The sequence below is a fragment of the Nocardia sp. NPDC020380 genome (genome assembly GCF_044386975.1).
Taxonomy (GTDB): Bacteria; Actinomycetota; Actinomycetes; order Mycobacteriales; family Mycobacteriaceae; genus Nocardia.
Map to the genome: position 1 here is coordinate 101,043 of NZ_JBIRVQ010000011.1, position 12,019 is coordinate 113,061.

Here is a 12,019-nt window from a genome sequence, read left to right on the forward strand (position 1 = left end):
ATGACCGATGCCGATCCCACCCTGCACCCCTCCCGGTGGGCTCCGACTTTCATCCGCTGGCACGGCACCGATGTCGGCTGGTGGCAGTCCTGGAAGCTGGCGCTGGGGATTCTGCCCCGGGTGCGCGACCACACCCTCCTCGACTACGCGGCGGCGCTGCCCGGCGCGGACGATGTCATCGTGGCCCGGGTGCCGTTCGCCCGCTTCGTCATCGTGCGCAGCCCGGAGCTGGTCCGGCACGTGCTGGTGACCAACCAGAACAACTACACCAAGAGTCCCGAATACGACATGCTCGCAGTGGCTTTCGGGCGCGGCCTCGTCACCGACCTGAACGAGGAGAACTGGCAGCGCAATCGGCGGCTGGTGCAGCCGATCTTCGCCAAACGCAATGTGGATGGCTTCGCGCCGGTCATGGTGGGGGCGGCGCAGGACGCGGTCGACCGGATCCGGGAGCTCGGCGCGACCGGTGCGCCTGTGGATGTGGGCGCCGAAATGAACCGGCTCACACTGGATGTCACCTCCCGCACCATGTTCGGTACCGATATCACCGGGCCCATGTCCGAGGTGGTGCTGGCGCGGCTGCTGCGGTTCTTCGGGCGCGGGTTCATGACCAATGCGAGCCATCCCATCCATCATCTTTCGGTGTGGGTGCATCGGCGGTTCGGGCGCGGGGATGCCGCGAATTCGCGGCTGCCCATGCGGATCATGCGCACGGCGGGCTGGGTGATCGAGCCGCGCACCATGCGGGATCTGCGGCATGCCGAGCAGGTGGTGGACGGGCTGATCGCCGATCATCGCAGCGGGCGCATCACGCGTAAGGACAATCTGCTCGCGCTGCTGATGGACGCGGAGGATCCGGAAACCGGTTACCGGTACAGCGATCAGGAGATCCACGACGAGCTGATGACCTTCATCGGCGCCGGAATGGAAACCACCGCAACGGCTTTGACCTGGGTCTGGCAGTTGCTGTCGGAGCATCCCGAAGCGCGTGACCGGTTGCAGGACGAGGTGCGTTCGGTGCTGGGTTCCCGGCCGGCCACCGCGGCCGATGTCGAGCGGCTGCCGTGGACGCAGGCCGTCATCCAGGAGACCATGCGGTTGCTGCCCCCGGTCATCGGATTGGCGCGCACCGCAAAGGATCACGATGTGCTCGGCGGTTACCCGATCGAGCCGGGTGCGACCGTGGCGATCATCCTGCACGGGCTGCACCATCATCAGGGGGTGTGGGAGCGGCCGGAGGAGTTCGATCCGGGGCGTTTCATGCCGGATCGGATCGAGCGGGCGCAGAAGCGTGCCGCCATTCCCTTCGGGGCGGGTAAGCGCATGTGTGTGGCCTCCGGGTTCGCGAGCATGGAGGCCACGCTGGTGGTCGCCACCTTCGCGCAGCAGCTGGAGTTCGATGCCGTCTCCGACCAGCGGGTACGCCGGCAGATCTCGTTCACCGGCGGTCCCGACGGGCCGCTGCCCATGCGTCCGCGGTTCCTGCCGGAGCTGAAGCACACCGGCACGGCCGTATAGTCGTAGCCGTGAAACCGCCCGTCGACCTGCGCCGTCATCACCGGCGTTCGGGCGGTCAGCGCTGGAGTGAGCACAATTCCGCGCGGCGCATGCTGATTCTCGAATCCGCGACGGAGTTGATCGAGGAGAACGCGCTCGGCGCCGAGGTCTCCATTCAGCAGATCGCCGAGCGGGCCGGGCTGGCCCGCTCGGTCATCTACCGCCAATTCGAGAACCGCGAGGATCTCGAGGCCGAGGTGCGGGCCTTCATCTTCCAGCGCTACCTGGGCGAATTCGAGGACATCCTGGTCCTGGATCCGTCCCGCACCGCCGAGGACATCATTCTCGACGTGATGCGCACCGTGGTCCGCTGGGCCGACGACCACCCCAACCTCTACCACTTCGGCCAGACCGGCCCCCTGCCCGGCCACACCACCGCCGACACCATGGCGACCTTCCGCCACCAGGTGGCCGACACACTGTGGCAACGGTTTTCGTCCTGGACAGCGGTACTCGGTATCGACGTACAACCCTTCCACCAACTGGTCTACGGCCTCGTCGGCCTGGTCGAAGGCATCGTCACCCAATACCTGGGCGCCCCCCACGCCACCCGCCCCGACCGAGAAACCATCGCCCGCCTACTGACTTCCTCCGCCTGGTACCTTTTCGACGGCCATGCCCGAGAACTCGGCTACACCTTCGACCGCACCGCCCCCGTAGCCACGGCCCTCAGCACCCTCTTCACCGCCGCCGCCCAACGCCCCACCCCCGAAAACCCCCTCCCCTAACCAAGATTCGATCCCCCGCAACGCAGCACCGGCCATAGCCGTCGGCGCATTGGTGAACCCGTGCCCAGAGTCGGGATACACCCGAATACTCACCTCGCACCCCGCCGCAGCGAGCCGGGCAGCCAGCGCCCGATTGTCTTCGAGCAGGACATCCAGCCTTCCGACCACCAGCAGCACCGGCGGCAGACCACCGAAGTCACCGTAGAGCGGCGAGATATCCGGATCGGTCCGATCGGCCACCTCCCCCACGTACGCCTCGATGAAAAACTCATCGGCATAAAGCTTTCCGCCCGCCGACAGCCCACTGAGGTCATAGGCCCCGAACTGCAGCACCACCCCCGCGAACCGATCCGCCAGCCCCCGATCCCGCATCCGCAGCATCGTGGCCGCCGCCAGATTGGATCCCGCCGAGAATCCGCCGACCGCCAGAACGGTCGTCCCGAACAACTCCTCCGCCCGCTCGACGAGCCACAGCGCAGCCGTCTCACAGTCATCAGGCGCTGCGGGCCAGGGGTTTTCAGGCGCCAGCCGATACTCGACACTCACCACGACGACCCCGAGCGCATCCGCCAGCTCGGCATTGCGAGCATCCCCCGCCCGCGCCGATCCGAGATAGAACCCACCCCCATGGATATCGAGATAAGCGCCACGAATCTCATCCGTCCGGGGAACGGTGACCCGCACCGGAACCGACCGCCCCGCGGCCTCCACCACCCGCTCGACACCTCTGCCGCCCGGTGGCAACACCCGCGCAGCATGCCTCTCCCGTGTCTCCCGCAACTCCGCGAGGTTCGCCGGCCCTCTCTCCATACTTCCCACCACCTGATCCGAATAGCCGAATGTCGGTCAGCAGGATCAGATCAGGCGATGCGGGACGCGATCAAACAACCGATCCGCTTGCGAGCCACAATGATCGGTTGTCGCTAGGTGGATATGTGCTTCATACCGCGGCCATCTTGCTTTGCCGGAAGGGGCTTTGGCGATGATCTTGGCTGACAATGGGGGGATGGAGATTGCTGCGCTGGTAGGCGAGTTTGTGGAGAAGTATCGGGGTGGGGCGGCGCCTTTGGTGGAGGTGGGGGATGTCGTGTTGCGGGGGGTGGCGGAGACGGTGGATGGGCAGGTTGACGCGGGATTGGTGGGGGAGGTGGTGGAGATTTTGTTTGCGACGATGCGGGCGGCGCCGGGGGTTGGGGTGGCTGCGCCTCAGGTCGGGATTCCGCTGCGGGTGGCGGTGCTCGGGGATCCTGCGCCGGTGACAGAGGAGGTGGCGGTTGCTCGGGCGCGGCGGCCGTTGGCGGAGTTCGCCATTGTGAATCCGGCGTACGAGGCTGACGGGGATGAGGTCGGGTTTTATGAGGGGTGCTTGAGTATGCCTGGGTATCAAGCGGTGGTGCGGCGGCCTGAATCCGTCATTGCCACCTATGAGGATCTGGATGGTGTCAGGCATACCGAGCGGCTGAGTGGGTGGCCTGCGCGCATCTTTCAGCATGAGACGGACCATCTTTCGGGCGCCATCTATATCGACAAGGCCGTGACCAGGTCCATCACCACGAATGCGAACCTGCAGAAGTGGTGGAGTCAGCCGACACCCGCGGAGGCATCGCAGGCACTCGGATTCACTTTGCCTTGACCGTGTTACCGGGGATTCACACCAAGTGGACCTGGACGCCTGCTTCCTCGATGGCCGCGATGGCAGTGGGATCAGCGGCGGTGTCCATCACCAGGATGTCGACGTCTTCGATGGGGCAGATGCGGGCCAAGGCGGTGCGGTCCAGTTTTTCGGCGGTGGCCACGGCTATTACGCGCTGGGCGCGGCGGACCATTTCGGCGTTGACGCCCGCCTCGTCGAGGTGGCGGCATTGGGCGCCGCCTTCGGCGGAGATGGCGCCTACGCCGAGGATCACTGTGTCCAGGCGTAATTCGGCCAACGAGCGCTCGGCCAGGGGGCCGTGGAGTTCGTAGGATTCCCGGCGGGCCATGCCGCCCAGGCAGATCGTGCGCAAGTGGGGACGCAGCACCATTTCGCCGGCGATGTTGAGCGCGTTGGTGACTATCACCAACTCGTGGTCGGCAGAGGTGGGGAGGTCGGGGCGGCCGGCCAGGGCGCGGGCTACGGCTGTGGTGGTGGTGCCGCCGTTCAGGCCTACCACTTCGGACGGATCTATCAGGCCGGCAGCGTGTTCGGCTACGCGTTGTTTGGCTTCGCCGCCGGTGCCACGGTAGCGGGCGGGGAGGTCGTAGGCGACGGTGGTGGCGACTATGCCGCCGTGGGTGCGGGTCGCCAACTGCTGGTCCGCCAGGGCGGTGAAGTCGCGGCGGATGGTGGCGAGGGAGACGCCGAGCCGGTCGGACGCCTCCTCCACCGTGAGCCGGCCGGACTCGGCCAGCAATTCCAGCAGGCGGTTCCAGCGCAGGGACCGATCCGCGGGAGCCGTCATTTCACGCTGCCCGCGGTAAGGCCGGCGACGAGGCGCTTCTCGATGAGGGCGAAGAGGATGACAACGGGCACGATGCCGACGGTAGAGATGGTGAAGACATATTGCCAAGCCGTGTCGTATTGACCGATGAACTTGGTCAGCGCCACCGACAGCGGTTGATTCTGCGGCGTGGTGAGAATGACCAGGCTGGCGGCATATTCGTTCCACGCCGACACGAACGCGAACACGATCGCGGTGACCACGCCCGGCCACACCAGCGGCAGGCTCACCCGGGTCAGCGTCTGCACCCGGCTGAGCCCGTCCAACTGCGCCGCCTCCTCGATCTCCAGCGGCACCCCGGCGAAGAAACTGTGCAGAATCCACACCGCGAACGACAGATTGAACGCGGCATTGACCAGGATCATGGCCAGCCAGGTGTCATTGATGCCGAGCGTGAAGAACTCCCGGATCAACCCGGTGACCAGCACGACCGGCTGCAGCATCTGAGTGATCAGCACCAGCCCGAGAAACGCGCCCCGCCCCGGAAACCGCCGCCGCGCCGTGTAATACGCGGCGGGCACCGCCACGATCAGCACCAGCAATGTCGCGCACCCCGAGATCACCAGCGTGCTGACCAGATTGAACGGCAGCGGCGTCTCCGGCGTGTTCCACACGGTCACGTAGTTGCTCGGCTGCCAATGCTCCGGCAGATAGGTCGGCGGGATACGCAGGATCTCCGACCGCGATTTGAACGACCCGAGCAGCATCACCAGATAGGGGATCAGGAAGATCGCCGCCAGCACCACGCCGACGGCCGTCAGCTCCCAGCGTCTGCGCCCGGTCATCGGGTCTCCTCCCCCGCCGGGCGGATGAGCTTCACATAGACGGCGATGATCACCGCGATCAGCACGAAGTTCAGCACGCTCATCGCGGCCGCGGTCGCCACCTGCTGGTTCTGCCGAATCAGTTTGAAGGTCAAGGTCGTTGTGGTGTCCGCCCCGAATCCGGCGATGCTGCCGGTCAGAATCTGCAGGATCGGCAGCGAATTGAACGAGTTGATGATGTTGATGATGGTCGCCACCGCCATGGCCGGCCGCAGCTGCGGCAGCGTCAGATGCAGGTAGCGCTGCCACGAACTCGCGCCGTCCACCCGCCCCGCCTCGTCGATCTCGGCCGGAATCGATTGCAGCCCCGCCCGAATCGTGTAGGTGGTGAACGGAATGGACACGAACACCGCCACCCCGATCGCCACCAGGAAGGCCGGCCCGGCCTCCTTGGTGAACCCGAATCCGCGATGCAGCACCCCGATATCCACCAGGAACCGGTTGGCGATGCCGACATCCGGATCCAGCATGTACTCGAAGATGGTCGTGGTCATCACCACCGACGCCGCCCACGGCACCAGGATGGCCAGCCGCACCGCGGTCCGGCCCGGGAAGTCCTTGTTCAGGAATTGCGCGAGCCCCGCCGACAGCACCAGCGTGATGGCCACCACCGCGATCACCCAGATCACGGTGTGCCACAGGATCGACGGCAGTTCGTCGATGGCGAACAGCTTGCGGAAGTTGCCCAGTCCGGCGGGCCCGCGATCCTGCCCGTAGGCGGTGAGATCGCGGGTCGACGTCCACAGCATGTAGCCCGCCGGGAACGCCACCACCGCCGCGATGAGAATCAGCACCGGTCCGATCCAGGGCAGCGCGCGCACCGACTCCTTGGGGCGGGTCAGGACCGCCCGTCCGGAAGGCGCGGCCGCCGCCCTGGACCGGGTAGCGGCGCCCCTCAACTCGCCGCCTGCTGAATCTTCTGCAATACCGAGGCCGGGTCGGCGCCCTGCGCGACGGTACCCATCAACTGCTGGATACTGCCCTGCACCGCACCCCATTTCGGGTTGCTGCTCGGATAGAACTTGGCCACCGGCAGCGTGGCCGCGAAGACCTTGGTGACCGGGTCGTCGCTGAGGGCCTGCGCACCACTGGTGGTGACCGCGATGAAGTGCTCGGCCGACACGAACTTGGAGTAGACCGGCGCGGAGTAGAAGTAGTTCAGGAACTTCTTTATGGCATCGGTCTTCTTGCCATCCTTCTTGAACGCCATCAGATGGTCGGCCACGCCGAGCGTGACGGGCGCGCCGGTCTGGGTCGGCGTGGGCGCGGTGGCGTACTTCAGGTTCGGGTTCTTCTGCGCGATCTGGCTGATGGTCGGCGGCAGGCCCTCGATCATGCCGATCTTGCCCTGGATGAAGACATTGAGCAGCGGGGTGCGGTCGGTGGCGCCCGGGTTCGGTTCGGTCACACCGGCATCGATCATCGCCTTCATAGCGCGCGCGCCCTCGAGGTTTTGCGGGGTGTCCACGGTGATCTTGTCGCCATCGGACCAGCCGCCACCCGCGCCGAACGTCCACAGAGACGTTTCGGCCTGCGTCTCCTCCTTGCCGAGCGGCAGCCCGTACCCGGAGACGCCGCCGCCCAGCGCCTGGATCTTCTTGGCGTCATCGGCGAGTTCGGTCCAGGTCTTGGGCGGCGCGCCGATCCCGGCCTTGGCGAACAGGTCGGTGTTGTAGAACAACGTCCGGGTGGAGGCGAAAAGCGGGAGCGCCCACTGGGTTCCGTTGATCGACGCGTTCTTGGCGAAACCCGGCTGGATGTCGGAGAGCACGGCCGGATCGACGATGTCGGAAGCCTGGTACAGCTGCCCGTCGGTGGCGAAAGTGGAGTAGGCGTCGATGTTCAGGATGTCGGGCGTGGTCGACTTGGATTGCAGCTTGGTGCGGACCACGTCGTTGATCGAATCCCAGGACTCCAGCTGCAGATTCACCTTCAGGCCGGGGTTCGCCTTCTCGAAGTCGGAGATGATGCCGGTCCACTCCGATTTGGTGCCGTCGCTGTAGATGGGCGCTAGGAACGAGAGGGTGTTGGGGTCCGAGTCGTCCGAGCTGTTCCCGCCGAATCCGCAGGACGAGATCGTCATAACCAGGCCGGTCAGCAGCGCGACTGACGAAAGCGCGCCGCGGAGTGGACGTTTCACGTCGAAGACCTTTCAAAAGCACACCCGGCGACCCGAATCGCCGGATGATGTAACGAACGATTCGGTCGGTTGAATCTAACTCGTATCGTGCGCGAATGTGATCGTTTGAGCTGTAAAATTGACATGAACGATCACTCGACTGATGCTGGGTACATGTCGCCCGTCGAACCCCACCCACCCGCAACACATTTGGCCACCGAGGTCGCCACACAGCCCGACGACTGGGTACACGCCGCCACCATCGCCGCCGAATATTCTTCGGTGCTCCCGCATCCCGGCGAACGCGTCGCCATAATCGGCTGCGGCACCTCACTGTTCATGTCCCGCGCCTACGCCACCCTGCGCGAATCCCGCGGCCAGGGCCTCACCGACGCCTGGCCCGCCAGCTACCCGCACACCAGCCGCGGCTACGACCGCTACCTGGCCATCTGCCGCTCCGGCACCACCACCGAGGTGATCGACGCGCTCTCCAGCCTGCCCGCGGGCATGCCGCGCACGGTCATCTGCTCCAGTCCCGGCACCCCCGCACTGGAACTGGCCGACCCGATCCTCATCGACGAGGTCGACGAACAATCCGTGGTGCAAACCCGTTTCGCCACCACGACACTGGCGCTGCTGCGTCATCACCTCGGCGAGAACCTCACACCGGTGATCGACCAGGCCCGCGCCGTCCTCGCCGAAGACCCGGAAACCGCCCTCGCGGCCGTCCGATACGCGGAGCAGATCAGCTTCGTGGGCATGGGTTTCGCCGCCGCCCTCGCCGACGAGGCCGCCCTCAAGCTGCGCGAATCCTGCCAGTCCTGGACCGACTCCTACCTGGGCACCGAATACCGGCACGGCCCCATCGCCATCGCCGCCCCCGGCCGCGTGGTCTGGGCCTTCGGCCCGATCCCGGGCCTGGCCGCCGATATCGGAGCCACCGGAGCGCATTTCGAGCATCGCGATATCGACCCGATGGCCGAGCTGGTTCGGGTACACCGGTTGTGCATGCTGCGCGCCGCCGATCTGGGCCTGGATCCGGATCATCCGCGTAGCCTGAGCCGTTCGGTGGTACTGGACTGAACCGTTCGGCGCCGGTGAAGTGAGGAGTCTGCCGTGAACGCTGTCGCACCAACGGATCTGGTGCTCGCCGTCGACGTGGGCGGCAGCACCACCAAAGGGGAGATCACCGATGCCGGCGGGACGGTTCTGCACACGAGTACCGTCGACACCCCTTACGGTGCGGCCGCGTTCGACGCCATCGCCAAGCTCGGTGACGGACTGCTGGCCGAACTCCCGCCCGCGCAGCGCGCGCGGGTGACGCGGGCGGCGATCATCCTGCCGGGCATTGTGGACCGCGAGCATGCGGTCGCCGTCTTCGCGGGCAATCTCGGCTGGCGAAATGTGCCGATAGGCAGCAGATTCAGCGATCAATGGGGCATGCCCGCGCTGCTGGACCACGATGTCACCGTCGCGGGCTGGGCGGAGTGGCGGCACGGCGCGGGCCGCGGCTTCGACGATGTCTGCGCGCTGATCCTGGGCACCGGGATCAGCGGCATCACCTCGGTGGCCGGTCGGCTGGTGCGGGGTGCGGCGGGCCAAGCGGGCGAATACGGGCATATCCCGATCCGGCACAGCGACGGACTCCCCTGCCCGTGCGGCAATACCGGCTGCGTGGAAACGGTCGCCTCCGGACCCTCCATCGCCCGCGCCTACGCCACCCGCACCGGTCGCGAAATCAGCGGCGCAGAAGCGGTTTTCGCGGCCGCATACACGGATCCGGAAGCCCGCGCCGTCATCGACGACGCCATCGACGCCCTGGCCACCGGTCTGCTCGGCACCATTCACGCCACCTGCCCCGAATTGATCATCCTCGGCGGCGGACTGGCCCGAGCCGGCTCGATCCTCACCGACGCCCTGCACGCCCGCTTGACCGCGCTGCTCCGCGTCGCCCCGGTCCCCCGGGTAGCCCTGGGAGCCTTCGGCGTTCGCGCGGGCCTCGTCGGCGCCGCCTTACTGGCCCGCGAAGGCCATCTCGAATGAAGGCGCAGCCATGAACGAGGAGTTGACGCTGCGCGGACGGGTCATCACGGCGTCCGGAGTGCGGGCCGACGCGGTCGTAACGGTGCGGGGTGAGCGCATCGTCGCGGTGCGGGACTTCGCGGAATGGACCGCACCGCCAGAACACTCACCGCCGGAATTCGCGGGCACGGTGCTGCCGGGACTGGTCGATATCCACAATCACGGCGGACTCGGGCACCGGTTCGACACCACCGATGCGGCGGAAGCGCTGGCAGCCGCGGAATTCCACCACAGCCAGGGCTCGACCAGCGTCATAGCCAGCATCGTGACGACCGCTCCCGCGGAAATGCTGCGACAGACCGCGACACTGCGCGAACTCGCCGCCCGGGGAACGATCGCCGGAATCCACGCCGAGGGACCATTCCTCTCCGAAGGACGTTGCGGCGCACACGATCCCGCCTACCTCCGCGACCCCGATCCCGCTCTCATCGAGCAACTCCTGAACGCGGCCGACGGCTACCTACGCGTCATGACCCTGGCCCCGGAGCGACCCGGATTCGACAGCGCCGCAACACTACTCACCGAACACGGCGTGATCGTAGCGGCCGGCCACACCGATGCGGGCTTCACCGACTTCCGCGCCGCCCTCGCACCCGCGGGCCACGCCACCCTCGTCACCCATCTCGCCAACGGCATGCCGCCACTGCACCACCGCTCCCCCGGCCCGGTCGCCGCCGCACTGCTCGCCGCCGCACAGCAACACGCATTCCTCGAACTCATCGGAGACGGCGTCCACGTCGACCCCGGTTTCGCCGCTCTGGTTTTCGCGACCGCCCCCGGCCGCGTAGCCCTGGTCACCGATGCCATGCAGGCCGCGGGAATGCCGGACGGCCGCTACCGCCTCGGCCCCCGCGAAGTAGTAGTCACCAACGGCGTGGCCCGAGTCCACAGCGGCTCCATAGCCGGCGGCACCGCCACCCTGCTCCACTGCCTCCGCTGGGCAGTCCGCGAATGCGCTGTCCCCCTACCGGATGCGATAGCGGCAGCCACCACCATCCCCGCCGCGGCCCTCCGCCTCCCCGACGTCGGAGACCTACGCCCCGGCATGTACGCCGACGCCCTGGTGCTCGACGACGACCTGAACCTACGCCGCGTACTACGCAGAGGCCGGTGGCTCCCGTGATCCTCACCGTAACCCTGAACCCCGCCTACGACATGACCTACCGCCTGGACACTTTCGCCCGCGGCCGGGTACAGCGAGTGACCGAGGTCGAGCAACGCATAGGCGGCAAGGGCATCAACGTATCCCGTGTCCTGGGCCAACTCGGAATAGAGGCCCTGGCAACAGGTTTCTCCGACGAAGCCTTCGCCTCCGCCGCCGCCCAGGACCTCCCCGCCGACTTCATCCCCGTCCTCCCCCGAGTCCGCCGCACCGTGGTCATCACCGAATCCGCCGACGGCACCACCACCGGCCTCTGGGAACCCGGCGCCCGCCCGAACCATCCCGAAGCCGCCATGGACCGCCTCCGACTACGTATCACCACCCTCCTCCCCACCCTGCGCGGCATGGTCATCTCGGGCTCGCTCCCCAGCGGCGTGGATCCGGCCTTCCCCGCCGAACTGGCGGGAACCGCCCTCGCGGCAGGCATACCCACCATCTGCGATGTGGACGGCCCGGCCCTCGTCGCCGCTGCCGCGATCCCGGGTGTCGTCCTGGTGCCCAATGAGGACGAACTCGCCCGCCTCACCGCATCTCGCAGCTCATCCTCTCCGGTCACCGAGTCCGCCGAGACCGCGTGCTCCCATCCCGCTGCCACAACCGAGACCGTGATCACCACGGCCCAGCCCCTCCTGGACGCAGGCGTACGCGCCGTGATCGCCACTCGCGGCCCCGCGGGAATGATCGCCTGCACACAATCCGGCTCCTGGTCCGCAGCTCTTCCGGAGCCCATGTCCGGCAACCCGACCGGCGCGGGCGACGCCGCAGCCGCCGCCGTAATCGCCGCTCTCGCCACCTCTCCCCAACCCGACTGGCCGACCATCCTCACAGACGCGGTAGCGACATCTGCTGCTGCCGTGGCAGTTCCGGTAGCCGGCCAGATCGACCTCGCCCTTCGCGAGGGCCTGTCGTCACAGATCATCGTCACCCGCGCCCGCCGTGCGGCCCAGGAGTTGCCCTCATGACCTGCCGTCCGCTCCCCGGCTTCCTGGTTCACGTGCCCGCGATGATCACTGTCCACGCGGACTTGCCCGAGCCTGACCTGCCTGCGGCAGTGGCGGTTTCCACCG

At 67.1% G+C, this 12,019-nt stretch carries 11 protein-coding genes and 1 pseudogene; 7 read left to right on the forward strand and 5 right to left on the reverse strand.

Annotated features, from left to right (window positions below; genetic code table 11):
- Together ACH438_RS29505 and ACH438_RS29510 are read left to right on the forward strand one after the other, a co-directional pair.
- Nucleotides 1-1,518 carry a cytochrome P450 gene (locus ACH438_RS29505; RefSeq protein WP_397011012.1) on the forward strand — a complete coding sequence of 506 codons (1,518 nt, stop codon included), beginning with the start codon at nucleotides 1-3 and terminating at the stop codon, nucleotides 1,516-1,518.
- Between the two features lie 89 nt (nucleotides 1,519-1,607).
- A pseudogene (locus tag ACH438_RS29510) lies at nucleotides 1,608-1,739 on the forward strand (helix-turn-helix domain-containing protein); the annotation flags it as partial.
- Between the two features lie 396 nt (nucleotides 1,740-2,135).
- On the opposite strand, the gene ACH438_RS29515 reads toward ACH438_RS29510, so the two are convergent.
- A complete protein-coding gene (locus tag ACH438_RS29515) occupies nucleotides 2,136-3,095 on the reverse strand; it encodes an alpha/beta hydrolase (protein WP_397011014.1) in 960 nt (319 codons plus the stop codon).
- A gap of 172 nt (nucleotides 3,096-3,267) precedes the next feature.
- On the opposite strand from ACH438_RS29515, the gene ACH438_RS29520 reads away from it, so the two are divergent.
- Nucleotides 3,268-3,918: a peptide deformylase gene (locus tag ACH438_RS29520; protein WP_397011016.1), complete on the forward strand. Its 651-nt coding sequence runs from the start codon at nucleotides 3,268-3,270 to the stop codon at nucleotides 3,916-3,918.
- 16 nt (nucleotides 3,919-3,934) lie between these two features.
- On the opposite strand, the gene ACH438_RS29525 is transcribed toward ACH438_RS29520, so the two are convergent.
- The 4 genes from ACH438_RS29525 to ACH438_RS29540 all read right to left on the reverse strand — a co-directional run bounded on the left by ACH438_RS29525 (nucleotide 3,935) and on the right by ACH438_RS29540 (nucleotide 7,729).
- Nucleotides 3,935-4,726, reverse strand: coding sequence for a DeoR/GlpR family DNA-binding transcription regulator (locus tag ACH438_RS29525; RefSeq protein ID WP_397011018.1), 792 nt, complete (start codon nucleotides 4,724-4,726; stop codon nucleotides 3,935-3,937).
- A complete protein-coding gene (locus tag ACH438_RS29530) occupies nucleotides 4,723-5,550 on the reverse strand; it encodes a carbohydrate ABC transporter permease (RefSeq protein ID WP_397011020.1) in 828 nt (275 codons plus the stop codon). The genes ACH438_RS29525 and ACH438_RS29530 overlap by 4 nt, the downstream gene beginning before the upstream one ends.
- Nucleotides 5,547-6,410, reverse strand: coding sequence for a carbohydrate ABC transporter permease (locus ACH438_RS29535; RefSeq protein WP_397011022.1), 864 nt, complete (start codon nucleotides 6,408-6,410; stop codon nucleotides 5,547-5,549). Before ACH438_RS29535 ends, ACH438_RS29530 begins: the two co-directional genes overlap by 4 nt.
- Before the next feature lie 74 nt (nucleotides 6,411-6,484).
- Nucleotides 6,485-7,729: an extracellular solute-binding protein gene (locus tag ACH438_RS29540; RefSeq protein WP_397011024.1), complete on the reverse strand. Its 1,245-nt coding sequence runs from the start codon at nucleotides 7,727-7,729 to the stop codon at nucleotides 6,485-6,487.
- 153 nt (nucleotides 7,730-7,882) lie between these two features.
- Between ACH438_RS29540 and ACH438_RS29545 the strand changes: the two genes are divergently transcribed.
- The 4 genes from ACH438_RS29545 to ACH438_RS29560 are packed head-to-tail and all read left to right on the forward strand — an operon-like array spanning nucleotide 7,883 to nucleotide 11,914.
- A complete protein-coding gene (locus tag ACH438_RS29545) occupies nucleotides 7,883-8,791 on the forward strand; it encodes an SIS domain-containing protein (RefSeq protein WP_397011026.1) in 909 nt (302 codons plus the stop codon).
- A 33-nt stretch (nucleotides 8,792-8,824) separates the two neighbouring features.
- Nucleotides 8,825-9,751 carry an ROK family protein gene (locus ACH438_RS29550; RefSeq protein ID WP_397011028.1) on the forward strand — a complete coding sequence of 309 codons (927 nt, stop codon included), beginning with the start codon at nucleotides 8,825-8,827 and terminating at the stop codon, nucleotides 9,749-9,751.
- Nucleotides 9,752-9,761: 10 nt separating this feature from the next.
- On the forward strand, nucleotides 9,762-10,913 hold the full coding sequence (locus tag ACH438_RS29555) for an N-acetylglucosamine-6-phosphate deacetylase (protein ID WP_397011030.1): 1,152 nt from the start codon (nucleotides 9,762-9,764) through the stop codon (nucleotides 10,911-10,913).
- Nucleotides 10,901-11,914, forward strand: coding sequence for a 1-phosphofructokinase family hexose kinase (locus tag ACH438_RS29560; RefSeq protein ID WP_397011032.1), 1,014 nt, complete (start codon nucleotides 10,901-10,903; stop codon nucleotides 11,912-11,914). Before ACH438_RS29555 ends, ACH438_RS29560 begins: the two co-directional genes overlap by 13 nt.
- The last annotated feature ends 105 nt before the right edge of the window (nucleotides 11,915-12,019 follow it).